Origin of the sequence: Pseudomonas sp. P7779 (assembly GCF_013386315.1) — a bacterium.
GTDB lineage: Bacteria > Pseudomonadota > Gammaproteobacteria > Pseudomonadales > Pseudomonadaceae > Aquipseudomonas.
In genome coordinates, this window is sequence record NZ_JACARZ010000049.1 from 24,069 (window position 1) to 47,353 (window position 23,285).

The following is a 23,285-nucleotide window of genomic DNA, read 5'->3' on the forward strand; positions in this document are numbered from 1 at the left end:
GCCTATGAACGCTGGCGATGGAACCCGTGTCACCCTGAGCGAATTGATCGAGATGCGTCATCGCGTGCGGGAAGTGCAGCTGTTTTCCACGCCGAGCCAGCGCAGCCCGCTGATCGGCCTGCACCACTCGAAACTGCGCGGGCGCGGGGTCGACTTCGACCAGGTGCGGGTGTATCAGGCCGGCGACGATGTGCGCACCATCGACTGGCGCGTCACCGCACGCACCCAGGAGCCACACACCAAGCTGTTTCATGAAGAGCGCGAACGGCCGATCTTCATCATGGTGGAGCAAAGCTGCCGCTTGTTTTTCGGCTCGGGGCAGATGTTCAAGTCGGTGCTGGCGGCTCAGGCGGCGAGCCTGATCGGCTGGGCGGCGCTGGGCCATAACGACCGGGTCGGCGGGCTGGTGTTCGGTGACAGCGAGCACTACGAAATCAAACCCCGGCGCAGCAAGCAAAGCCTGCTGCAATTGCTCAACCGGTTGGTACGGGTCAACCAGAGCCTCAACACCGAACGCCGCCCCGAAGCCGACGCCCTCGGCATGGCCTTGCGCCGAGCCCGGGAAGTATTGCGCCCGGGCAGCCTGGTGATTGTGATCTGTGACGAGCGCGCCCTGACCGAAGGCGCCGAGCAACAGCTGAGCCTGTTGTCGCGGCATTGCGACCTGCTGCTGTTGCCGGTTTCCGACCCGCTGGACCACGCCCTGCCCGCCGCCGGCCTGCTGCGCTTCGCCGAGCGCGGCGCACAGCTGGAACTGGACACTCTGAATTTTGATCTGCGCCAGGCCTACAAGGCCCAGGCCGAAGCCCGCAGCGCACGCTGGGAACTGCTCGCGCAAAAGCTGCGGGTGCTGTTGATGCCCTTGAGTACCCAGGGTGAAATGGTCGAGCAACTGCGCGAATACCTGAACCCGCAACGCCCGGTTAAAAAGCAATGAGCAGCCTCGACCAACTGCAACCCCTGATCGCCCCGCCAGTGATCGGCTTCTGGCCGCCGGCGCCGGGTTGGTGGCTGTTGCTGCTGATCATCCCGTTGACGGGCTGGGGCCTGTGGTGGCTACGCCGTTTCCTGCCAGCCAAGCGCCCATTGGCCCGTGCCGAACAACCCCTGGACCCGCTGCGCATCGCCGCCCTCGCCGAACTGGCGCTGATGCCCAAACCCTACGACGGCGCACCGGCCGGTGCCTGGCTGCAACAACTCAACGGCCTGCTCAAGCGCCTGTGCCGCAACGACTACCCCTACAGCCAGAGCCACACCCTCAACGGCCGCAAGTGGCTGGCGTTCCTCGACAACCGTTGCCCCGCTGCCGGCCTGACCCGCTGGATGGTGCTGGTGGAAGGCGCCTACAAGCCCGAATGCAAACTCGACGACAAAGCCATCGCCGGGCTGACCCAGGCCGTCGACACCTGGATTCGCAAACATGTTTGAGTTCGCCTGGCCGTGGATCTTTGCCCTGTTGCCATTGCCCTGGTTGCTGCGCCTCATCCTGCCGGTGGCCGACAGCGGCGAACCGGCGCTGAAAGTCAGCTTCCTCAGCGACCTCGAAGGCCTGGCCCGCCGCCGCGCGCGGGTCAACCTGCCGGGATGGCGCCAGCAAGCGCCGTTTGTGTTCCTGTGGCTGCTGCTGTTGACCGCCGCCGCCCGCCCGGAATGGCTCGGCGAACCCTTGCCGATTGCAGCCAGCGGCCGCGACTTGCTGGTGGCGGTGGACGTTTCCGGCTCGATGGACTTCCCCGACATGCAATGGCAAGACGAAGACGTCAGCCGCCTGAGCCTGGTCAAGCACCTGCTGGGAGATTTCCTGGAGGGCCGCGAAGGTGATCGCGTGGGATTGATCCTGTTCGGCAGCCAGGCCTATCTGCAAGCGCCTCTCACCTTTGACCGGCGCACCGTGCGCACCTGGCTGGATGAGGCACGGATTGGCATCGCCGGTAAAAACACCGCGATTGGCGACGCCATCGGCCTGGCCCTCAAGCGCCTGCGCCAGCGTCCGGCGCAAAGCCGGGTGCTGATCCTGGTCACCGACGGCGCCAACAATGCCGGCGAAATCGACCCGCTGACCGCCGCCCGCCTGGCCGCCGAAGAAGGCGTGAAAATCTACCCGATCGGCATCGGCGCAGACCCCGAGCAAACCGGCTCCCTGGGCATCCTCGGCGTCAACCCGAGCCTCGACCTCGACGAACCGGCCCTCAAGGCCATCGCCGAGGCCACCGGCGGCCGCTACTTCCGCGCCCGCGACGGCAACGAACTGCTGAAGATCAAGGAAACCCTCGACCAGCTCGAACCCGTGGCCCAGCAACCCACCCAGGCCCGCCCCGCCCAGGCGCTGTACAGCGCGCCGCTGGCGTTGGCGCTGATCCTCAGCATGCTGCTGGTGATCCAGGAACGCTGGCCGGATAACGCCCTGCAACGCCTGTTCAGCAAACTCTCAAGCAAGGGCCGTTTCCTGCAACCCAATCCTGAATGGCGTGAACGCCTCAAACGCCTGCGTTTGCGGAGGCGTCGATGATCGCCCTGTGGCCGCACTGGTTCCGTCCCTGGTGGCTGTTGCTGCTGCCGCTGCTCGGCTGGTTGCTGTGGCAGTTGTGGCACCGCCAGAAACGCGCCGGGCGCTGGCAGATGATTCTGCCGCCGGCGTTCCATGCCGCGCTGCTCAGCGGCGGCAGTGGCCGCGAAAGCAAGTCGCCATGGGTGGTGCTCGGCATCGCCTGGCTGCTGGCCGTGCTGGCGTTGCTGGGCCCGAGCTGGGAACGCGTCGAACAGTCCAGCCAGAAACCCGCCGACCCGCTGGTGGTGCTGCTGGAACTGACCCCGGAGATGCTCGCCACCGACAGCCCGCCCAGCCGCCTCGAACAGGCACGGCGCAAGCTGTTCGACCTGCTTCAGGCCCGCAGCGATGCGCAGACCGCCATCGTGGTCTACGCCGGCAGCGCGCACACGCTGGTGCCGCTGTCCGACGACCTGGCCACCAGCCATAACCTGCTGGAAGCCCTGCGCCCCTCGATCATGCCCGAGCCCGGCCACCGCGCCGACCTGGCCGTGGAGAAGGCCCTGAGCCTGCTCAAGCATGGCGGCCTCGGCCAGGGTCGGCTGCTGCTGATCGGCTCGTCGCTGTCCAAGCAGGAACGCCAGGGGATCCGCCTGCAGCTGCAAGGCAACCAGGCGCCGAGCTTGTCGATCCTTGGCATCGGCAGCCGTGAAGGCACGCCGGTGACCCAGGAAAGCGGCGAATTCCTCAAGGACGCCCAAGGCGCAATCCTCGTACCGCGTCTCGACAGCCCGACCCTCAAGGCCTTCGCCAGCGAAATGGGCGGCCGCTACCGCCAGGCACGCCTGGACGACAAGGACCTGCGCCACCTCGGGATGCTGGACGGCCCGCAAAGCCTGCGCAATGACGGCCAACTGCTGCACCTCGACACCTGGGCCGACCAGGGTTATTGGTTGCTCTTGCCACTGCTGCTGCTCGCTGCCTGCGCCGGGCGCCGGGGCTGGCTGTTCTTCCTGCCGTTGCTGCTGTTGGGCGCGCCGCAGCCCAGCTATGCCTTCGACTTCCAGGACCTGTGGCTGCGCCCCGACCAACAGGGCCAACTGCTGCTGAAGAAAAAACGCCCGGCCGAAGCAGCCGAACATTTCGAAGACCCGCAATGGCAAGGCGTCGCACTGTATGAAGCGGGCAACTATGCCGAAGCCGCCAAGCGGTTTGCCGAAGGCAGCGACGCCTACTCCCACTACAATCGAGGCAATGCCCTGGCCAAAAGTGGCGAGCTGGAAGCGGCGATCGATGCCTACGAACAAGCCCTCGAAGCCCAGCCAGACTTGCAGCCGGCGCTGAAGAACAAGGCGCTGGTGGAAAGCCTGATGCAACAGGAACCGGAAAAAACCGAGCCGGCCAAGCCTGCAAAAAACGAGGATGACGAAACCACCCAACCCGGCCAGACTGCGCAACCGGGCGCCAGCAGCCAGACCGCCACCGGTGGCGAGCAGACGTCCCAAGGCCAGGGCCAGCCCGGCGCTACCGATACACAAACCGGGGCCACGCCCCACGCCGGCAGCAACGAGGTACCCGGCAGCGAGTTGGGTGATGAACAAACCACCACCCCGCCCCTGCGCCCGGTCGACGGCACGCTTGAAGGCGAGCAGCGCCAGGCCCTGGAACAATGGCTGCGGCAGATCCCGGACAACCCCGGCGAGTTGCTGCGACGCAAATTCTGGTACGAACAGCAACAACATCAGGACAAGACTCGATGAACCGCTGCACCGCCCTTCTTCTCACCCTCGCGTTGTGGTCCAGCCAGGCCCAGGCCGCCGGCCTGGTGGCCAGTGTCGACCGCAGCCGCATCAATTCCGGGGAGACGGTGGAACTGACGGTGGAATCCAACGACGTCACGCTGTTCGGCAAACCGGACCTGGCGCCGCTGGACCCGCTGTTTGAAGTGAGCGGCACGCGCCAGATCAACCAGCTCACCACCCTGGGTGGCGATAACCATGCCACAACCCGCTGGATCATCACCTTGCTGCCCAAGGAGAACGGCACCGTGGTGATTCCGCCGTTGCAGATCGGCGAACTCAAGACCCAGCCGATCACCCTGCAAGTGGTGGAGACCGTCAGCCAGAACACCGAGGCTCAACTGGCCCCGGTGTTCATCGAAACCAACCTCGACCAGGACAGCGTCTACGTCCAGGCCCAGGCGTTGCTGACCGTGCGCGTCTACCACTCGGTGTCGCTGTATGACGACAGCAGCCTCACGCCGTTGCAGATCGCCGATACGCGCATCGAGCAGTTGGGCGAGTCGCGCACCTACGAGAAAGTCATCAACGGCATCCGCCACGGTGTGATCGAAACCCGCTATGCCATCTACCCGCAGCACAGCGGCACGCTGACCATTCCGACGCAGACGTTCAGCGCCACCCTGGTAGAGCCACGGCCCGCCCAGGACAACAACCCCCAGGGTTCCAAGCCCGGCAAGCTGATTCACGTCAGTTCGCCGGAGCTGTCGTTGACGGTCAAGGCCAAGCCTGCGCTGTACCCGGCGGATGCTCCCTGGCTGCCGGCCCGCAGCCTGACCCTCACGGAAAGCTGGAACCCCGAGCCCGATCACGTACAGGTGGGCGACTCCCTGACCCGCAGCCTGACCTTGAAAGCCGAAGGCCTGGCCGGCGCGCAACTGCCACCGCTGGCACTGAGCGACATCCCCGGCCTGCGCCGCTACCCGGACCAGCCGGTGCTGAGCAACCAGAACAACGACCGTGGCCTGATCGGCAGCCGTGAAGACCGCGAAGCGCTGGTGCCCAACCGCGTTGGCGCGCTTGAACTGCCGGCGGTGGAAGTGGTGTGGTGGAACACCCACGAAGACCATCTGGAACGCACCAGCCTGCCGGCGCGCACCCTGCAGGTGGCGACCAACCCGAGCCTGATCGTGGACACGCCGGCCAGCCCGACCGTGATCACCGCGCCGGACAACGACAGCCTGTGGATCTGGCAACTGACCAGCCTGATCCTGGCCTGCACCACCCTGCTGGGCTTCGGTTTGTGGTGGCGTGCACGCTGGCAGCCGGCGATTTTGCGTGCCGCGCAAACCGGCCCGAGCCCGCGAACTTTGCTGGACGACCTCAAGCGGGCGAGCCAGGCGAATGACCCGCAGGCTACGCGTCAGGCGCTGGATGCCTGGGCGCGACAGCAGCCGGAGACCCTGGCGGATATGGCGGCGCGGTTTGTGCCGTTGTCGGATGCGCTGGATGGGTTGAACGGCGCGCTGTACAGCGAGAGTGGGCAGTATTGGCAGGGAGAGGAATTGTGGCGGGCGGTGAAGGCGATTCCGATGGCGGAGCGCGAGCAGGACCCTGCGGGGGACAGCACCAGCTTGCCGCCGCTGTATCCCAAATAGCCCCCCCTTGCAGAAACACCGCAAACCCAATGTGGGAGCGGGCTTGCTCGCGAAAGCGGTCTGTCAGTCACATATCTGCTGACTGATCTACCGCCTTCGCGAGCAAGCCCGCTCCCACATTTTTGATCTGCGGCGTCTGGGTTACTTGCGCGCCGCCTCCCACGACTTCAGCAACTCGTTATAACTGACCGTCTCACCCTGCGGCTTCTCATTCGCCAGCTTCGGTTTCGGCGCACCCGGCTGGTCAAACCAGTATTGCGCATCCCGTTCTTCGTTCATTTTCGGCCCGCAAATCGGCTGCACCTTGGAGCGTTCCAGGCGCGTCATGATCGCGTCCTGATCCTTGGCCAACCCGTCCAGCGCCTGCTGCGGCGTCTTTTCTCCGCTGGCCGCTTCCGAAATATGGCTCCACCACAATTGCGCCAACCGTGGATAGTCCGGCACGTTGGTGCCGGTCGGGGTCCACTCCACCCGGGCCGGGCTGCGGTAGAACTCCACCAACCCACCGAGTTTCGGCGCCAGGTCGGTCATGGCCTGGGAGTTGATGTCGGACTCACGAATCGGCGTCAGGCCAACGATGGTTTTCTTCAGCGACACGGTTTTCGAGGTCACGAACTGCGCGTACAGCCAGGCCGCCAGTTTCTGCTTCTCGGGCGTCGACTTGAGGAACGTCCAGGAACCTACGTCCTGATAGCCCTTCTTCATGCCCTTTTCCCAGTAAGGCCCGACGGGCGATGGCGCCATGCGCCATTTCGGCGTGCCGTCGGCGTTGACCACCGGCAGGCCCGGCTTGGTCATGTCGGCGGTAAACGCGGTGTACCAGAAGATCTGCTGGGCGATGTTGCCCTGGGACGGCACCGGACCGGATTCGGAGAAGGTCATGCCCGCCGCTTCCGGTGGTGCATAGGCTTTCATCCAGTCCACGTATTTCTGCGTGGCATACACCGCCGCCGGGCCGTTGGTGTCGCCACCACGGGTGACGCTGGAGCCCACCGGGTGGCAATCCTCCACGCGAATGCCCCATTCGTCCACCGGCAAACCGTTGGGCAGGCCCTTGTCGCCGCCACCGGCCATGGAGAACCACGCATCGGTGAAGCGCCAGCCCAGGGACGGGTCTTTCTTGCCGTAGTCCATGTGCCCGTAGACGCGCTTGCCGTCGATTTCCTTGACGTCTTCGCTGAAGAATTTGGCGATGTCTTCGTAGGCCGACCAGTTCACCGGCACGCCGAGTTCATAGCCGTACTTCTCCTTGAACTTGGCTTTCAGGTCTGCCCGTTCGAACCAATCGGCGCGGAACCAGTACAGGTTGGCGAACTGTTGGTCGGGCAGTTGGTAGATCTTGCCGTCGGGCGCAGTGGTGAACGAAATACCGATGAAGTCCTTGATGTCCAGGGTGGGTGAAGTGAAGTTCTTGCCTTCGTTGGCCATCAGGTCGGTGATGGATTCTGTCTTGCCATAGCGAAAGTGCGTACCGATCAAGTCGGAATCGTTGACCCAGCCGTCATAGATATTCTTGTCGGACTGCATCTGGGTTTGCAGCTTTTCCACCACGTCGCCTTCCTGCAGCAAGTCGTGGGTCAGCTTGATCCCGGTGATTTCGCTGAAGGCCTTGGCCAGCACCTTGGATTCATACTCGTGGGTGGTGAGGGTTTCCGACACCACGTTGATCTTCATCCCACGAAACGGCTCCGCGGCCTTGATAAACCACTTCAGCTCTTCAAGCTGCTGGGCTTCGGTGAGGGTCGACGGTTTGAACTCACTGCCGATCCATTTTTTCGCAGCGTCTTCATAAGCATCCGCCCAGGCCGCAGCACTGAGCCCGCTGAGCGCCAGCACGGCCGCCAATGAAATGCTATGTCGCAGCTTATTGTTTTTATCGAACATAGAGACCTCCTGGTTTTGGGGTTCAAAAGGGGCAGCTAGCCCCAGCGCATCACAGACAACAGCCACACCAGAGACAGCGCGGACGCCACCCAGATGCTCCAGCCGGTTACGCCGATCACCAACAAATGCAGGTAGGCGCTGCCGAGAAGACCGATAAACAAACGATCACCACGGGTGGTGCTGATCGGTAAAAAGCCGCGCCGGGGGATACTCGGCGAGCGCAATTCCCACGTCGTCATGCCCACCAGCAGCAGGCCGATCGCGGCAAAGAACAGTGCAGTCGGGGTGGTCCAGGCCATCCATTCCATCATCGACTCCTCAGACCCGGCCCAGGGCAAAGCCCTTGGCCACATGGTTGCGAACGAACCAGATCACCAGCATGCCCGGCAAAATGGTCAACACCCCCGCCGCCGCCAGCACGCCCCAGTCGATGCCGGAGGCCGAAACCGTACGGGTCATCACTGCGGCGATGGGTTTGGCGTTCACCGACGTCAGCGTGCGTGCCAGCAGGAGCTCGACCCAGGAAAACATGAAGCAGAAAAACGCCGTGACGCCGATCCCCGAGCCAATCAGCGGGATGAAGATCTTCACGAAAAACTTGGGGAAGCTATACCCGTCGATGTAGGCCGTTTCGTCGATTTCCTTGGGCACGCCCGACATGAAACCTTCGAGAATCCACACCGCCAGCGGCACGTTGAACAGGCAATGGGCCAAGGCCACCGCGATATGCGTATCGAACAAGCCAATGGACGAATACAGCTGGAAGAACGGCAGCAAAAACACCGCCGGCGGCGCCATGCGGTTGGTCAGCAACCAGAAGAACAAGTGCTTGTCGCCGAGGAAGCGGTAGCGGGAGAACGCGTAGGCCGCCGGCAGCGCCACGCTCAGGGAAATCACGGTGTTGAGGCTGACGTAGTACAGAGAGTTGAGGTAGCCGGTGTACCAGCTCGGGTCGGTGAAGATCACCTTGTAGTTGGCGAAGGTGAAGTCCTGCGGAAACAGGGTCAGGCCGCCGAGGATTTCGGTGTTGCTCTTGAAGGACATGTTCAGCAGCCAGTAGATCGGCACCAGCAGGAACAGGATGTAGACCAGCAGCGGGATCAGCTTGCGCTTGCTCATGTTGGCGGCCTCAGCGGTTGGCGTCGGAGTGGGTCATGGCGGTGTAGAACAGCCAGGACACCAACAGGATGATCAGGAAGTACACCAGCGAAAACGCCGCCGCCGGGCCCAGGTCGAATTGGCCTACGGCCATCTGGGTAAGCGTCTGGCTGAGGAAGGTGGTGGCGTTCCCTGGCCCGCCGCCCGTCAGCACAAACGGTTCGGTGTAGATCATGAAACTGTCCATGAAGCGCAGCATCACCGCGATCAACAGCACGCTCTTCAGTTTTGGCAGCTGGATATGTCGGAACACCGCCCAGCTGGACGCCCGATCAATCCGCGCCGCCTGGTAGTACACATCCGGGATCGCCCGCAGCCCCGAGAAACACAGCAGCGCCACCAGGGACGTCCAGTGCCACACGTCCATCACCAGCACCGTGACCCAGGCGTCCATGGTGTTGGCGGCGTAGTTGTAGCTGATGCCCATCGCGTTGAGCGTGGAACCCATCAGGCCAATGTCGGCACGGCCAAAGATCTGCCAGATGGTGCCGACCACGTTCCACGGAATCAGCAGCGGAATCGCCATTACGATCAACACCAGCGACGACCATCGGCCCTTGGTGGGCATCGTCAGGGCAATCGCGATGCCCAGCGGAATCTCGATCAACAGCACACACGCCGAGTAGATGAACTGACGCAGCAGCGAGTCATGCAGGCGCGGGTCCAGCAGCACCTGTTTGTACCAGTCGGCGCCGACGAAGTAGCGGCTGGATTGGTCGAAGATGTCCTGCACCGAGTAGTTGACCACGGTCATCATCGGGATCACCGCGCTGAAGGCCACCAGCAGGAACACCGGCAATACCAGCCACCAGGCCTTGTTGTTCTGCACCTTGTTCATGGCTGCACCTCAAGCAAGTAGTCATCGGCATACACCATCAGCCACTGCCCCGGAAAGCTGATGGACGCCTGGCCCTCGGGCACCGGTTTGTCTTCGGCCAGGCGCACTTTCAACGGTGCGCCATCGAGGTTGAGGGTCATGATCTTGTAGGTGCCGAGGTCTTCCACATGGGTGACTTGCGCCTGTAGCGCGTCGGGATTGTGCTCATCCCACACATGGATAAATTCAGGGCGGATGCCGACCTGCAGCCTTTTGTAAGGCGTTTCGCCAATGCGCTGCTGCAACGCCTCGGGCAACGCCAGATGTGTCCCGGCAAAGCGCACACCGCCCGCCTCTGCCTGCACCTCAATCAGATTCATCCCAGGGCTGCCGATGAAATAGCCGACAAAGGTGTGGCTGGGCCGCTCGAACAACTCCCGGGGCGTGCCGAACTGCACGATCTGCCCGCCGTACATCACCGCGATCTTGTCGGCGAAGGTCGAGGCTTCCAGTTGGTCGTGGGTCACGTAGACCATGGTGATGTTGAACTGCTCGTGGATCTGCTTGAGCTTGCGCCGCAGCTTCCATTTCAGGTGCGGGTCGATCACCGTCAGCGGTTCGTCGAACAGGATCGCCGACACGTCATCCCGCACCAGGCCGCGGCCCATGGAGACTTTCTGCTTTTCATCGGCAGTGAGGTTGCGGGCCTTTTTGTCCAGCAGGTTTTGCAGGTCGAGCACCTCGGCAATTTCCTGCACCTTGCTGTGAATCTTCGCCTCGGCCATGCCCTGGTTTCGCAGGGGAAAAGCCAGGTTATCGAACACGGTCATGGTGTCGTACACCACCGGGAACTGGAACACCTGGGCGATGTTGCGTTTTTCCGGGGTCAGCTCGTTGACCACCTTGGCGTCGAACAGCACCTGGCCTTCGGACGGGCTGAGCAGGCCGGAGATGATGTTGAGCAAGGTCGACTTGCCGCAGCCCGACGGCCCCAACAACGCGTAGGCGCCGCCCTGCTCCCAGACGTGATTCATCTCGCGAATCGCGTAGTCCTCGGGGCCGTTTGGCTTTGAGCTGTAGCTGTGGGCCAGGTTCTGCAAATGGATCTCGGCCATCAGGCAACCCTCGCGACACGTCGGCCGGGGGCCTGGACCAGCCGTCCCTGGCCATCGAACACAAACAGTTTGTGGGTGGGGATATAGATGCGGATCGGCGCGTCGACGTCGTACTCATGCACCCCGGGCAAGTGCAGCACCAGCAGGAAGTGTTCGCTGCGTACGTGCAGGAAGGTTTCCGAGCCGCTGATCTCGGCGACTTCCACGGTCACTGCCAGCTCCAGGTCATCATCGTTGCTCGGCACCAGGCTGATATGGCTGGGACGCACGCCAAAGCGAAACTCGCCTTCGCCGATGGGCCGCAGGTCGACGTTCAGCGGGAAGTGCACGAAGTTGGCGAAGCTCACTTCATTGCCACTGATGCGCCCGGGCATCAGGTTGATCGGCGGCTCGGAAAACAGCTCGGCCGCCAGCACGGTTTGCGGCTGGTGATAGACCTCGGCGGCCTTGCCGCTCTGGATCACCCGGCCCTCGTGGAGAATCGTGGTGGTACCGCCCAGGGCCAGGGCTTCGTTGGGTTCGGTGGTGGCGTAGATGGCGATGGTGTGACGCGCCTTGAACAGCTCGCGCATTTCCTGGCGCAGTTCTTCGCGCAGTTTGTAGTCCAGGTTCACCAGGGGCTCATCGAACAGAATCAGCTCGGCATCCTTGACCAGCGCCCGGGCCATGGCGGTGCGTTGCTGCTGGCCGCCGGAGAGTTCCAGGGGGTGACGCTGGAGGAATTTCTCGATGCGCAACATTTTCGCGGTTTCGAGGACTTTGCTCTGGATCTGCTCGGCAGAGACTCCGGCCTGGCGCAGCGGCGAGGCGATGTTCTCGAACACGGTCATGGTCGGGTAGTTGATGAACTGCTGATAGACCATCGACACATTGCGCAGGCGCACCGGCTTCTGGGTGACGTCCACGCCATTCATCAGGATGCGCCCGCTGTCAGGCTTGTCCAGGCCGGCCATCAGGCGCATCAGGCTGGTCTTGCCGGAGAGCGTGCGGCCCAGCAATACATTGAAGGAACCGGCTTCGAAACGCAGGTTGGCGTCGTCGATCCAGGTTTGGCCTTCGACAACGCGAGTGACGTGCTCCAGGGTCAATGACATGACACGACCTTTTTATTATTGGAATGGTTCTGGCAGGAGCACAGAGCGAGTTCCGTGCCAACAACCCAAACCTCAGGCCGGTCAACGAGTTAGGCAAAACAGCGATTCGCCTCTGAACAGAAATGAACAGGTCAGGCTGAACAACTGAACAATCGGCGGGTTGACAATGAACAGTTCTGAACAACACTGAACGGGCCTTCCGCACCCCAGAACAACAATAAAGCAAGGGTCACCGCCATGAGCACACCGCTGGCGCACGATGCCATCATCCAGGACTCCTGGCGCCGCTGCCGGGCCTATGGCCTGGATCACCAGAGCACACCGAGCTTCGACCAACTGCCCGCAGACGGCGTCAGCCAGTTGCTGGAAAGCCAGCATTCCCTTGTGCAGACCACCCACCAGGAAGTGCTGCCCTACTACGAAAACATCCTCAGCAATTCCAACTGCCTGATCATGCTTGCCGACAACCAGGGCCAGGTGCTGACTTCGTGGGGCACCCAACGCTTTATCGACCCCAAGCTGGCCCGTGGTTTCAGCGCCGGCGCCAGCTGGATGGAGCGCTCCAGCGGCACCAACGCCATCGGCACCGCCCTGGCCTGTGCCCAGGCAGTGCATATCGAACATGACGAACACTTCCTCAAGGCCAACCGTTTCATGACCGGCTCGGCAGCGCCGATCTTCGATGCGCAGCGGGAAATCATCGCGGTGCTGGATGTGTCCAGCGACAGCTACCTGCCGCCCTCCCACACCCTCGGCATGGTCAAGATGATGAGCCAGACCGTCGAGAACCGGCTGATCCTCAACCTGTTTCGCGGTGAGCATTTCCAGCTGACGTTCAATACCGGGTTGAACAATCTCGACAGCCAATGGGCCGGGCTGCTGATTTTTGATGAAAGCGGCCAGGTACTGTCGGCCAATCGCCGGGCCGACAACCTGCTGGGCATCAGCCTGTCGCGGGTGTTGATCGACAGCCTGTTCAAGGTCTCGCTGCTGGAACTGCTCAACCAGCCCGAAGGCCTGCCCTTCTCGCTGCAAGCCGCCGGACGCAACCGTTTCCAGTGCCTGCTGAAACGGCCGAAACAGGCGCCAGTGCAGGCTCGCGTGTTTGTGGAAACGAAAAAGCCCCGCGAACCTGGCCCCACGGCCATCAGTCTCAAGACCCTGCACTTCGGCGATACCCGCGTGGAAAAGGCCGTGCGTCAGGCCGAACGCCTGCTGGAAAAGGATATTCCGTTGCTGATCCACGGTGAAACCGGTGTCGGCAAGGAAGTGTTCGTCAAAGCCCTGCACCAGGCCAGCTCTCGCAGCCAACAAGCGTTTATCGCGGTCAACTGCGCAGCGATCCCCGCCGAACTGGTGGAGTCGGAACTGTTCGGCTATGAAAAAGGCGCGTTCACCGGCGCCAACCAGAAAGGCAGCATCGGGCTGATCCGCAAGGCAGACAAAGGCACGCTGTTCCTCGACGAGATCGGCGACATGCCCCTGCCGACCCAGGCCCGGCTGTTGCGGGTATTGCAGGAACGCTGTGTGCAGCCTGTAGGCAGCAGCGAGTTGTACCCGGTGGATTTGCGGATCATCTCCGCCACCAACCGCTCGCTGCGCGAACAGGTACAGCTCGGGCGTTTTCGCGAAGACCTGTATTACCGCATCGGCGGCCTGACCCTGGAGCTCCCGCCGCTACGGGAGCGCACGGATAAACAGGCGCTGTTCAAGCAGCTGTGGCAACAGCATCGCGAGCCGACGCAGTGGGCCGGGTTGAGTAACGAGGTGCTGGCCTTGTTTGAACAGCATCCGTGGCCGGGGAATCTACGCCAGGTGAGCAGCGTGTTGCAGGTGGCACTGGCCATGGCGGAAGAGCAGCCGATTCGGGCGGAACATTTGCCGGATGATTTTTTTGTGGATTTGAATGGGGTGGTGCCGGTGTGTGATGCAGTGGATGACAGTCTGGACCTGAATGAGCGACTGAAGGCGGTGGGCGGGAATATCTCTCACCTGGCCAGAGAGCTTGGCGTCAGCCGCAATACCCTCTACAAACGCCTGCGACAAAACGGGAATTCTGTGTAGAAACACAATCAAAAATGTGGGAGCGGGCTTGCTCGCGAATGCGCTGTATCAGTCGCTGATGCTTTAACTGACAGTCTGCATTCGCGAGCAAGCCCGCTCCCACATTGGAACTACATTGGGTTTGAGAAGTGGGTTCAGTTCAGGACCGGCCTTGCCCCCATTGGCACTTTGCGCCCTGGCGCCGCCATTTCAAACAACTGCTCCACCCGAGCACTCTCCTCCTCACTCGGCTTGATCGCCCATGCACACGCCACAAAAATCCCCGCATTGACCACCAGCCCCACAATCCCGCTGGTCAACGACCCCAGCCCGGGAATGTCGTCCGGGTACATCGTCGTCAGCACAATCGCCACCACGATCCCCGCCAGCATCCCGGCAATCGCGCCTTCCTTGTTGCCGCGGCGGCTGAAAATGCCGAAGAACAGCGGCACCGCCAACTGGATAATCCCCTGGTAGGAAATCTGCGCCAGCAATTGCAGTCGCGCGTAATCAAAGGTCAGGTATGCCAGCACCGAGGCGGCAACGATAAACACCACCATCCCGGACTTGGCCAGCAGCGTCAGTTGCCGGTCGGTACGCGGGGTGTTCCAGGTGGCAAGGTCGTTGGCGAACTGGGTGCCGCAGACCTGCACGCAGCCGTCGACGTGGCCGATGCTCGCCGCCAGCACGATGACGATCGCCAGCGCCAGCATCCACGGCCCGCCGATGTCGAACAGCGAGAGGAACCAGCCTTGTTGCGGGTGCGCGATGACGTTCGGGTCCTGACTGATGGCCGCGGCAAACAGCATCAGAATCCCGTAGAAACCACCCACCAACAGGATCGTGTACAGCGTGCCTTTCTTCACCGCCTTGACGCCGCTGGCGGTGTAGATGCGCTGGAAGCTCATGGGCCAGCACATCGAGCCGATCACGCCGGTGAAGATCAGGCTGAACATGTACAGCGGGCCGTAACCGGTGCCGCTGGCGCCGGGAATCAGCAACATTTTCGCCGGCAGGTGCGCCAGGTTGGAGAACGACGCCTGGTCGCCGAACAGCAGGAACACACACAGCGCCGCACACACGACATAGGCGATCAGGCCCTGGAACATGTCGGTCATGATCAGCCCGCGCATGCCCATGCTCACGGTCCAGTACTGGCGTACCAGCACCACCACCACGCCGGCGACCAGGCAGGTGGTGACGCCCCAGCGGCCGAAGCTGGCGAACTGGAACAACATCGCCAACGCCTGGATGCCCATCACCACCCACGGGAATACCGAGATGATGCCGATGATCGAGGCCACGCGCTTGACCACCGGGCTGTTGAAGCGCATGCCGAGCAAGTCCGGCTGGGTGCGCAGGTTGAAACGCTGGCCCCAGGTCCACGCGCGGCGGGCCATCAGGTACATTGCCGTCACGCCAAGGGTGGCGTAGACCATGCCGTAGAAGCCCAGGGCGCCGCCGATGGTCAGGGCGAAAAACGCGGTAAAGGTCGAGCCCGGCCACCACGAGTTGGTGTAACACATGGCGATGTACCACGGCCCATAGGAGCGCCCGCCTACGGCGTAATCGGAAAAACTCGTGCTCTCGCGGTTGGTGGCGTACAGCACGGCGATCATCCCGGCCAGGAACAGGCCGATGACGCCGAAGGTGATAAAGAGGTTGGCATCGCTGGCGGTGCTGATCATTGCGCATCCCCCTCTTCGGGTATTTCGCCGGCCTTCAATTCGGCGACGTACAACGCCCACAGGCCCAGGCCTGCGAGGACTGCAATGGCGATCCAGTAGAAGATCGGCAACGGTATGCCCAGTACCAACGCGGTACTGCCGCTCACGCTCAAATAGAACGGCGGGAATAAGGCGAGCATCAGCAACAGGAAAAAGTACACGCCGAAGAGTTGGCTTTTCAGGCGTCCGGGTGGTGCGCTATCAGATTTCATGAGTCGGGTGCTCCTTGAATTTGTGGATCGTTTTTTTGTGTGATCAAACAAAAATCAAGCAGTGAAAACGCAGGCACCAATCAGCGCCCAAGTGACTTCATTCAATGCATTATTGTTGTCTGGCGCAGGCTCAAGCCTGTCTTAGCCAGGTTTCCCATTGCGAATCGTTGATGATGCTGCGGGCACGCATGTGCTTCCAGGTGCCGTATTTATAGAAGTCGAAATCCAGCTGCGACACCGCGTGCTGCACCATCGCCCAGGTCGACCATTTGATGTCCGCCAGGGCCTTGTGCAACTTGATGCGCGCGAGGTTCTGCGGGGTGACCTGGCCGAAGTAATCCTCGATCAGGGCCAGTTCCATTTCATCAGTGAAAAACATCTCGCCGAACCACAGCGCCAGTTCGTAATGCCGGTCGTTGTTGGAGGCGTATTCGAAGTCCACCAGACGAATTTGCCGACGGTCGTTGAGCATGAAATTACCCGCCAGGGTGTCATTCATGCAGGGAGCCAGGTCGATGCCGGAAGCTTGCAGCACACCCCGGGCGCGGTCGCATTGGCGGCGCAGCCAGGCGTCGTCGGCGGGCTTGCAGCCGTTGAGTTGCTCCACCTGCCGCTGGTGCTCGGCAATCATGTCGAACACGGTCTTGGTCTGCACCAGTGGCGGCTGGTCGTTGAACGCCTTGAGGGCGTGCAGCGCGTTGTGGCGCACGTCGCGGTCGAGGAAGTCGTGGTTGGAGGAGGCGCGCCAGCCCTCCATGAACTCGAAGACTTCCACGCCGAACTCTTCAAGGAATGCGAACACCGGCGCGCCATAGCCGGTTTGCGCCGCCTTGAGGCTGGCGTCGTGGGCCGTGCGGCGGTCGATGAACATCTCGGTGCCCACGCCCGGCACCTTGAAGAAATACGCAGTGTCGATCCCGGCCACTTCCACCCGCCAGTTGGTGTTGGAAATCCCGCCGCTGACCGGTTCATAACGAATGCCGGTGCCGCCCCAACTGGCAACCCCGCGCACCGCCGCTTCCAGCTGACACTCTTGTGGCGTACACGCCTCACCTAACGCTTTCATGCCTGCCCCTCCTGTACCTGACGTAGCCAACCTTCAAACCGCGGGTCTTGCAGACTTTGGCGGCAGCGCAACAGCGTCCACTGCCCGACCTTGGAAAACTCCAGCGGCCGCGCCGAGGTAGCGCCGACCCACAGGCCCCAGAGCGTCCAGTACCAATCGTTGATCAAGGCGTACAAGCGGCAGCGCGCATAGTCGCTTTCACGGCACTCGCCGGCCCAGGCATGGATGCCTTCGCGCCAGTCGTTTTCGAAGACGTACAACTCATTAAGGCTGATGGCCACGTCGTACCAGGGATCACCACTGCCGGCGTAATCGAAGTCGATCAGTTGCAAGGCGCCGTCCGGGCCGATCATCACGTTGCTCGCCACGCCGTCGCCGTGCAGCGGCACCGAGTCGCTGGCGTTCAGTTGCAGCGAGGTCCAGGCCAGGTCAATGCAGGTACTGATCCAGGCGTGGTCGATGGGCAAGGCCACGCTGTAGCGCACGCATAATTCGCGCAGGTGCTGGATGTCTTGCAGCGGCGAGCGGGCGAAGCCCGGCGAGGTGCCTTGGTGCAATTGTTTCTTCAGGGCCCAGAGCGCTTGCAGGCGCTGGGGCTGCATCAATTCGTCGAGGCGGGCCCAACGCCACTCGCTGGTGGGCAACGCATCCAGCAGCAACACGCCGGCCGTGGCATCCACCAGGCGCACACCCGGCGTCACGTCGCAATCAGCTGCCAGTTGGGTGGCGCGGGCAGTGCGTTCAATGTCGATCAGCGCGCGCATGTCGTCATGCAAGACTTTGGCGTAACACTGGCCCCACGGTGCGCTGACGGTAAAACCGGCCCACTCGGTGGCCAGGCGTACCGGCGAGGCAATCCCGGCGGTGCCCTCTTCGACCACCACATGGGCGGACAAGCCGGCGGCCTCCAGGGCGCCCAGCAGCCGTGACTTTGCTTGCAAACGACTCGACATGGCAGACCTCATCGGTAGGCGTTGGGGGTGGAACAGGCGCGGTGCAGCAACGCGGTCAGCATGTGCAGGCCGTTGCGCATGTCCTGTTCGCTGGTGAATTCCGCTTCGTTGTGGGACACGCCATTGCTGCTCGGGATAAACAGCAGGCACACCGGGTAATGCCGGCTCAGGCTGATGGCGTCGTGGCCTGACACGGTGACGCTGTTGCCGATGGGCAAGCGCAGTTGCTGGCCGACGCCGTAGGCCAGCTCGGCAAAACCGTGATGCAGGTGGCTCGGCTCACGCAGGGCGCGGCTTTCGATGCTGTAGTCAGTCGACGTGGCGCTGGCGGTGGCCTTGAGGCTGGCGTCCAGGCGCGCACCGGCTGCGGCCAGTAATTCGGTGTCGGGCGAGCGGTACTCGACATGCAACGTCACGCTGGAAGGCACCACGTTGGGGGAATTGGGATAGATCTCCAGGCGCCCCACCGAGCTGTGCAGTTGCACGCCGTGCAGGTCGGCCTCGGCCCGCACCGCAGTGATCGCGTGGGCGGCGGCCAGCAAGGCATCCTTGCGTGCAGCCATGGGTGTAGGACCGGTGTGGTTCTGTTCACCGATGAACCGAATCCGTTGCTTGAGGGCGGCCCAGGTGTCGCGCACCACACCGATGGCCAGCCCGTCGCGCTCAAGGCCATCACCTTGTTCGACGTGGATTTCCACATAACCGGCGACGTCCAGCTCGACGCGGCCCTCCCCCAGATAACCAATCTGCTGCAGCGCATGCTTGAGGCTGATGCCATCGCCATCGCGGCAGGCCCAGGCGTCCTGCAGGGCCAGGTCACCGGTGAACACGCTGCTGCCGATCAGGCTGGGCTGGAAACGCGCGCCCTCCTCGTTGGTCCAGTTCACCACCGCCAGGTTGCACGCCGGTACTTCGCCGCGCTCGCGCAGTTGGCGAGCCAGGCTGGCCACCGCGACTGCGCCGGCCAGTACGCCATAGACCCCATCGAAACGCCCGGCACTCGGCTGGCTGTCCAGATGCGAACCACACAGCACGTAGGGCGCTTCTGGATTAAAGGTGATCAAACCGAACATGTTACCCACTGCATCCACACGCACGTCAAAACCGCGTTCAGTCAGCCAGGCCGCGAACAGGTCGCGCACGGCGCCGTCTTCGGCCGAGGCGGCGAGGCGATGCAGCCCACCGGCCTTGGTCGCGCCGATGGCCGAGGTGTCGCGGAACAGCGCCTCGAAGGTTTCAAGGTCCTGTTCACTGGGCACCAGCAACTCAGGGGTAAAGGATATCGACATGGGCTTGCTCCAGGCGGGTCGCAAAGTCGTTGGACGGCGCACGATTGGTGACCAGGGTCGTGATGGCGCTGAACGGCAGCGTATTGATAAAGGTGCGGTGGCCGAACTTGGCGTCATCGGCCAGGATCACGCTGCGCAGGCTGTGTTTGGTCAGTTCCCGGCGCAGCAGCGCCTCGGGCTCCTGGTAGTCCATGAACCCCAGCTCCAGGTCGACAGCGCCGATACCCATGAAGGCAATGTCGTAGTGAAACTGTCGGACGAATTCCAGGGTGTGGGCGCCAATCAGCGCGTTGTCGTTGCGGCGCACATCGCCAGGCACCACCAGCACCTGGTTGGCGCTTTGTTCGGTGATCAGGCGGGCGATGTCCAGGGAGTTGGTGATGATGCGCAACTGGCTGAACGCGGTCAGTTGCTGGGCCAGGGCCAGGGTCGAGGTGCCGGTGTCGAGAAACAGCACCATACCTTCGCTCACCAGCTTCGCCGCACACACTGCAATGCGCGTCTTGGCCTGGGGCTTGATGCGGCTGCGCACTTGCAGCGGCTGTTCTTCGTTGAGCCGCGGCAGGATCGCGCCGCCGTGGATGCGCCGCAGCTTGCCGGCTTCTTCCAGGTACTTGAAGTCGCGGCGGATGGTTTCTTCGGAGACGAACAGCGCCTGCGCCAGGTCCGACGCCTTGACGCGCTGGTGTTGGGTGAGCAGGAGCATGATTTCGTCGAGACGTGGCTGGTTGAGCATAAAAGAGGTATTCCAGGGCAGGTTCAGGCGGCCGGTATTGCGCGCCCCACGGCGAAACGCGGCGCGAGCCGGTCCAGCGGGGAGCATAGAACGTAATACAGCCATGGACAGGGTCACGGGTACCTCTCACTCATCAGGGTGTGAAAGGGCAGGACAACACAAAGCGTTTATCACGGGCGGGCTTCTTTTGAGCCCACTCCGGGTGCAATCAATCAGGGCATCAGCATCGGGGGGAGGTGCTGATCCCAGGGGGCGATGGCTTCGACGGCCGCGCAGAATTGCAGCACCTGGGCGTCGGCAAAACGTGGGCCGATCACCTGCAGGCCAATCGGCAAACCGCTCGGGCTGAAGCCGCAGGGCAGGCTGGCAGCGGGGTTGCCGGTGATATTGAACGGATAGGTAAACGGCGTCCAGCGGGCCCAGGGCACCGCGCCCTCCTCGCCCGGCCAGCCCTCGGGGGCAACCCGGTCGGCGGCGAACGGCAGGATCGGCATCGTCGGCATCAGCAGTACGTCGTAGTCATTAAACAGCGCGTGTACCTGATTGGCGAACAGTGCACGTTGCTGCACAGCCTTGAGGTAGGCCGCCAGATCGTAATCAGCGGAGCGCTTGATCAGCGCAGCGAAACCCGGGTCCAGTTGGTCGAGGCGATCGGCCAGGGATTTGCCATAGGCGATCCCGCGCCCGCCGACCCACAGGGTTTCGAAGGTGGCCAGCGGGTCTTGCCAGTCCAGGGTCAGGGTGGTGACGGTGACCGGCAGCTCATCCGCAAGGTAATGCACCGCCGCTTCGACCGTGGCGGCGATGACCGGGTCCACCGGCGTATCGAACAAGGTCGGGCAATACGCCACACGCACAGGGCCCAGCGGTTGGTCGCAGCGCGCCAGGTAGGACTCGGTGGGCGCGGGCAAGGCCTGGTGATCCAGCGGATCGGGCCCGGAGAGGATATCGAAGAGCAACGCGCTGTCGCGCACGGTACGGGTGATCGGGCCGGCGTGGCTGAGCATTTCAGTGGCGGACCAGGGCCAGGTGGGGATGCGCCCCAGAGAGCCTTTAAGAGCGAATGCACCGCAAAAGGCGCCGGGAATGCGCACCGAACCGCCGCCGTCGGAACCCAGCGTGGCCGGGACCATGCGTGCGGCCACCGCAATGGCCGAGCCGGAACTGGATCCTCCGCTGGTGAGCTGGGGGTTCCAGGGGTTGCGGCCATTGCCGAAAACCCGGGAGGTGCTGGCGCCGGTCCAGCCGAATTCGGTGGTGGCGGTCTTGCCGAGGATGATCGCGCCGGCCTCCTTGAGGCGGCGGATGATCGGGGCGTCCTGGGTGGGGACGTTGTCCAGGCCGGTCAGCGAACCGCGGGTGGTGCGCAGATTGGCGGTGGAGAACAGGTCTTTGATGCCGAAGGGGATGCCGTGGAGCGGGCCACGAAATTGGTTGGCCTGCGCTTCTGCGGTCAGGATTTCAGCCTGCTCCCGCGCGGATTCGGTGTAGACGTCGCCGAAGGCATTCAGTGTGGGATTGTGGGTTTTGATGGCTTCGAGGCTTTGCTCGACCAGTTGCACAGGGGTCAGTGTGCCTTGGCGGATGCTTTCGGCTGCGTGCAGGACGCTGGGCATGTGGGTCAGTGAGGTATCAGTCTTCATTGAGCATCCTGGGACATCTGCGAAATGATCCAGCGGGTACGTCAATAGACGCCAAGGGAATGGAAGCTGTCAAGTTGGATTTGTTGCGTATGTGGGTTTTGTGGGATTTATTTTTGTCGGAGATTTGGCTTACGAAAACGGGTCGGTTTAGCCGGGGATTTGGCGAAACGTCCTATCAGTAGCAGTGGATAGCTCTGACTTCTTTCTCTTACAAACCTCTGCAAAGTCCCTCGCCTGATCACACAGCGCGAGGGAACGCCGATGTTTTTTTCGATTAATGCCCTGCCCGATGGGGCTGCCTCTTGAATCCCGCCATAGGCAGGTTGGCCCTGGCTCCCATGGATGTGGAGACGAAGGACGTTGAAGCGGTCTTTCGTAACTTCAGGGAGTGCCTTAACACGTTTGACGATTGGGCTGAGAGCTTCTGGAGCTTTTCGTCGCTGGAAGTCGAGCAGGTGTTCAAGGTTGGGGATGAGGTCGCGCTGGTCGCGCCTGTTTCCTCTAGAGCCCCCAGTACCACCGTTGCAATGTGCAAACCCAATGGTGCGCTGACCCTGGTGCATATGTTTGAGAGCAAGCGGTTTGTGCCGATCGGCAACACGCCGGTCATGCTCCAGGCCATCGCCGAGGACGGCAGCCTGATCGGTCCCCGCATTCATAAAACCATCGGCCCCAGCGGCATCCTCGAAATCACCGACTGCACGCGCGACCAGCAGTATCAGGTCAGCTTCTACCCCGATGTTTCCAAGGATCACGTCAAGGCGCTCTACGCCTCCTATCAGTCGGTGATCAGCTCACTGGAAAGCAGCTTGCGCAGTGAATGGACGAGCACCTTCGAAGAGCAGTGGAAACAGTACTCAAACGCCAGCGCCCTCGACCGTCGCAAGTTGATGGACGCCGCGTTTGTGCGAGGGATTACGAACACGCTGTACAGCCTTTGGGACGGTATTCCAAACCTGTACGACTGGCTGGCGGACATCAAACCCAATAGCGAAAAGTTGCTGCAGTACCTCTCCCAAGGCGAGCTTGAAGAGCTGTTGAAGCTCAGCAATGAGGCCATTGCCAACGGTCTTCTGGTGCTGAGCGATGAACCGCTGTTGTTCATCTATCTGTCGGCGATGGTCAGTTGGGCGCAATTGCTTCCGCCGCCGGACATGAACGAGCTGCTGGGGGAAATGACTTCCGAGGTACTGCTCAACCTGCTGTTGCTGTGGGCTACCGGTGGCATGGGTGTGGCGGTGCGTTTGGGCCCGCAGGTGCTGGGCAAGGTCAGGTCCGGCCGGGCACGGGTGTTACTCGAGCAGATGGCCAAGTTGGGCGAGGCACCACGGCTGGACTGGCACCCCAGTGTGCTTAAGCCGGTGTCGCTTAAAAATGACCCAGTGTCGATCAAGGCAGCGGCCGTGCCGTTGAAGGCCGGTGTAAACGAGGTTTCGAATCCGGCAGCGCTGGTCCGAAAGCCTAAAGCGGCGCGCACGGCGCTGGTGAAGCAAGAACATGTGGATGATGCCCCGGCTTCGGCGAAAACCCCCAATGGTGATGCTTCGGTCTGTTCGGCGAATACCTGTACCAATGGCTGCCCGGTTTCGATGGTTACTGGTGAGGAACTGCTGACCCTCACGGATGGCTCGTTGGAGGGTGTGCTGCCATTTGCCTGGACGCG

At 62.4% G+C, this 23,285-nt stretch carries 20 protein-coding genes; 7 read left to right on the forward strand and 13 right to left on the reverse strand.

Annotation, left to right across the window (positions count from 1 at the left end; genetic code table 11):
* The first annotated feature begins 4 nt into the window (after positions 1–4).
* From HX869_RS15670 to HX869_RS15690, 5 genes are read left to right on the forward strand one after another with little or no spacing between them, the layout of a single operon-like run.
* Complete coding sequence (locus tag HX869_RS15670; protein WP_003218540.1) at positions 5–937, forward strand: DUF58 domain-containing protein; 933 nt, start codon at positions 5–7, stop codon at positions 935–937.
* The gene (locus HX869_RS15675; RefSeq protein ID WP_178903306.1) at positions 934–1,428 is read left to right on the forward strand and encodes a DUF4381 domain-containing protein; all 495 of its coding nucleotides are present in this window, start codon (positions 934–936) and stop codon (positions 1,426–1,428) included. Before HX869_RS15670 ends, HX869_RS15675 begins: the two co-directional genes overlap by 4 nt.
* Positions 1,421–2,509, forward strand: coding sequence for a VWA domain-containing protein (locus HX869_RS15680; protein ID WP_008433043.1), 1,089 nt, complete (start codon positions 1,421–1,423; stop codon positions 2,507–2,509). Before HX869_RS15675 ends, HX869_RS15680 begins: the two co-directional genes overlap by 8 nt.
* Entirely contained in the window at positions 2,506–4,248 is a 1,743-nt protein-coding gene (locus HX869_RS15685; RefSeq protein WP_178903307.1) for a tetratricopeptide repeat protein, read from the forward strand. Before HX869_RS15680 ends, HX869_RS15685 begins: the two co-directional genes overlap by 4 nt.
* Entirely contained in the window at positions 4,245–5,885 is a 1,641-nt protein-coding gene (locus tag HX869_RS15690; protein WP_178903308.1) for a BatD family protein, read from the forward strand. The genes HX869_RS15685 and HX869_RS15690 overlap by 4 nt, the downstream gene beginning before the upstream one ends.
* A 141-nt stretch (positions 5,886–6,026) precedes the next feature.
* Here the strand turns inward: HX869_RS15690 and HX869_RS15695 are convergent, their stop codons facing one another.
* The 6 genes from HX869_RS15695 to HX869_RS15720 are packed head-to-tail and all read right to left on the reverse strand — an operon-like array spanning position 6,027 to position 11,953.
* Positions 6,027–7,769 carry an ABC transporter substrate-binding protein gene (locus tag HX869_RS15695; RefSeq protein ID WP_003218534.1) on the reverse strand — a complete coding sequence of 581 codons (1,743 nt, stop codon included), beginning with the start codon at positions 7,767–7,769 and terminating at the stop codon, positions 6,027–6,029.
* Between the two features lie 35 nt (positions 7,770–7,804).
* Complete coding sequence (locus HX869_RS15700) at positions 7,805–8,077, reverse strand: DUF2160 domain-containing protein (protein WP_003218532.1); 273 nt, start codon at positions 8,075–8,077, stop codon at positions 7,805–7,807.
* Between the two features lie 10 nt (positions 8,078–8,087).
* A complete protein-coding gene (locus HX869_RS15705; protein WP_003218530.1) occupies positions 8,088–8,888 on the reverse strand; it encodes a carbohydrate ABC transporter permease in 801 nt (266 codons plus the stop codon).
* Positions 8,889–8,898: 10 nt separating this feature from the next.
* Positions 8,899–9,765, reverse strand: coding sequence for a carbohydrate ABC transporter permease (locus HX869_RS15710; protein ID WP_003218527.1), 867 nt, complete (start codon positions 9,763–9,765; stop codon positions 8,899–8,901).
* Positions 9,762–10,859: an ABC transporter ATP-binding protein gene (locus HX869_RS15715; protein ID WP_102369282.1), complete on the reverse strand. Its 1,098-nt coding sequence runs from the start codon at positions 10,857–10,859 to the stop codon at positions 9,762–9,764. The genes HX869_RS15710 and HX869_RS15715 overlap by 4 nt, the downstream gene beginning before the upstream one ends.
* Complete coding sequence (locus HX869_RS15720) at positions 10,859–11,953, reverse strand: ABC transporter ATP-binding protein (protein ID WP_003218524.1); 1,095 nt, start codon at positions 11,951–11,953, stop codon at positions 10,859–10,861. The genes HX869_RS15715 and HX869_RS15720 overlap by 1 nt, the downstream gene beginning before the upstream one ends.
* Positions 11,954–12,190: 237 nt before the next feature.
* Here HX869_RS15720 and HX869_RS15725 point away from each other — a divergent pair, with 237 nt between their 5' ends.
* Positions 12,191–14,017, forward strand: a complete 1,827-nt coding sequence (locus HX869_RS15725) for a sigma-54-dependent Fis family transcriptional regulator (RefSeq protein ID WP_178903309.1) — start codon at positions 12,191–12,193, stop codon at positions 14,015–14,017.
* A 134-nt stretch (positions 14,018–14,151) separates the two neighbouring features.
* Here the strand turns inward: HX869_RS15725 and HX869_RS15730 are convergent, their stop codons facing one another.
* The 7 genes from HX869_RS15730 to HX869_RS15760 form a co-directional block, all read right to left on the reverse strand.
* Complete coding sequence (locus HX869_RS15730; RefSeq protein ID WP_177054983.1) at positions 14,152–15,684, reverse strand: sodium:solute symporter; 1,533 nt, start codon at positions 15,682–15,684, stop codon at positions 14,152–14,154.
* Positions 15,681–15,935 (reverse strand): hypothetical protein, encoded by a 255-nt coding sequence (locus HX869_RS15735; protein WP_003218518.1) that lies wholly within the window; start codon positions 15,933–15,935, stop codon positions 15,681–15,683. The genes HX869_RS15730 and HX869_RS15735 overlap by 4 nt, the downstream gene beginning before the upstream one ends.
* A gap of 130 nt (positions 15,936–16,065) precedes the next feature.
* Positions 16,066–17,001, reverse strand: a complete 936-nt coding sequence (locus tag HX869_RS15740) for a choline kinase family protein (protein ID WP_003218516.1) — start codon at positions 16,999–17,001, stop codon at positions 16,066–16,068.
* Positions 16,998–17,954 (reverse strand): aminoglycoside phosphotransferase family protein, encoded by a 957-nt coding sequence (locus tag HX869_RS15745; RefSeq protein WP_177021418.1) that lies wholly within the window; start codon positions 17,952–17,954, stop codon positions 16,998–17,000. The genes HX869_RS15740 and HX869_RS15745 overlap by 4 nt, the downstream gene beginning before the upstream one ends.
* Before the next feature lie 8 nt (positions 17,955–17,962).
* Positions 17,963–19,243, reverse strand: coding sequence for a M20 family metallo-hydrolase (locus HX869_RS15750; RefSeq protein WP_177035933.1), 1,281 nt, complete (start codon positions 19,241–19,243; stop codon positions 17,963–17,965).
* The gene (locus HX869_RS15755) at positions 19,221–19,979 is read right to left on the reverse strand and encodes a DeoR/GlpR family DNA-binding transcription regulator (RefSeq protein ID WP_008433061.1); all 759 of its coding nucleotides are present in this window, start codon (positions 19,977–19,979) and stop codon (positions 19,221–19,223) included. Before HX869_RS15755 ends, HX869_RS15750 begins: the two co-directional genes overlap by 23 nt.
* A 212-nt stretch (positions 19,980–20,191) precedes the next feature.
* Positions 20,192–21,595 (reverse strand): amidase, encoded by a 1,404-nt coding sequence (locus tag HX869_RS15760; protein ID WP_177069681.1) that lies wholly within the window; start codon positions 21,593–21,595, stop codon positions 20,192–20,194.
* Between the two features lie 365 nt (positions 21,596–21,960).
* Between HX869_RS15760 and HX869_RS15765 the strand changes: the two genes are divergently transcribed.
* Positions 21,961–23,285: DUF6531 domain-containing protein (locus tag HX869_RS15765; RefSeq protein ID WP_256736770.1), on the forward strand; the 1,325-nt coding region annotated here is incomplete at its 3' end.

Coding starts and splice junctions, on each gene's coding strand:
- HX869_RS15670 (WP_003218540.1), top strand. CDS start 5: ATGAACGCTGGCGATGGAACCCGTGTCACCCTGAGCGAATTGATCGAG.
- HX869_RS15675 (WP_178903306.1), top strand. CDS start 934: ATGAGCAGCCTCGACCAACTGCAACCCCTGATCGCCCCGCCAGTGATC.
- HX869_RS15680 (WP_008433043.1), top strand. CDS start 1,421: ATGTTTGAGTTCGCCTGGCCGTGGATCTTTGCCCTGTTGCCATTGCCC.
- HX869_RS15685 (WP_178903307.1), top strand. CDS start 2,506: ATGATCGCCCTGTGGCCGCACTGGTTCCGTCCCTGGTGGCTGTTGCTG.
- HX869_RS15690 (WP_178903308.1), top strand. CDS start 4,245: ATGAACCGCTGCACCGCCCTTCTTCTCACCCTCGCGTTGTGGTCCAGC.
- HX869_RS15695 (WP_003218534.1), bottom strand. CDS start 7,769: ATGTTCGATAAAAACAATAAGCTGCGACATAGCATTTCATTGGCGGCC.
- HX869_RS15700 (WP_003218532.1), bottom strand. CDS start 8,077: ATGGAATGGATGGCCTGGACCACCCCGACTGCACTGTTCTTTGCCGCG.
- HX869_RS15705 (WP_003218530.1), bottom strand. CDS start 8,888: ATGAGCAAGCGCAAGCTGATCCCGCTGCTGGTCTACATCCTGTTCCTG.
- HX869_RS15710 (WP_003218527.1), bottom strand. CDS start 9,765: ATGAACAAGGTGCAGAACAACAAGGCCTGGTGGCTGGTATTGCCGGTG.
- HX869_RS15715 (WP_102369282.1), bottom strand. CDS start 10,859: ATGGCCGAGATCCATTTGCAGAACCTGGCCCACAGCTACAGCTCAAAG.
- HX869_RS15720 (WP_003218524.1), bottom strand. CDS start 11,953: ATGTCATTGACCCTGGAGCACGTCACTCGCGTTGTCGAAGGCCAAACC.
- HX869_RS15725 (WP_178903309.1), top strand. CDS start 12,191: ATGAGCACACCGCTGGCGCACGATGCCATCATCCAGGACTCCTGGCGC.
- HX869_RS15730 (WP_177054983.1), bottom strand. CDS start 15,684: ATGATCAGCACCGCCAGCGATGCCAACCTCTTTATCACCTTCGGCGTC.
- HX869_RS15735 (WP_003218518.1), bottom strand. CDS start 15,935: ATGAAATCTGATAGCGCACCACCCGGACGCCTGAAAAGCCAACTCTTC.
- HX869_RS15740 (WP_003218516.1), bottom strand. CDS start 17,001: ATGAAAGCGTTAGGTGAGGCGTGTACGCCACAAGAGTGTCAGCTGGAA.
- HX869_RS15745 (WP_177021418.1), bottom strand. CDS start 17,954: ATGTCGAGTCGTTTGCAAGCAAAGTCACGGCTGCTGGGCGCCCTGGAG.
- HX869_RS15750 (WP_177035933.1), bottom strand. CDS start 19,243: ATGTCGATATCCTTTACCCCTGAGTTGCTGGTGCCCAGTGAACAGGAC.
- HX869_RS15755 (WP_008433061.1), bottom strand. CDS start 19,979: ATGCTCAACCAGCCACGTCTCGACGAAATCATGCTCCTGCTCACCCAA.
- HX869_RS15760 (WP_177069681.1), bottom strand. CDS start 21,595: ATGCCCAGCGTCCTGCACGCAGCCGAAAGCATCCGCCAAGGCACACTG.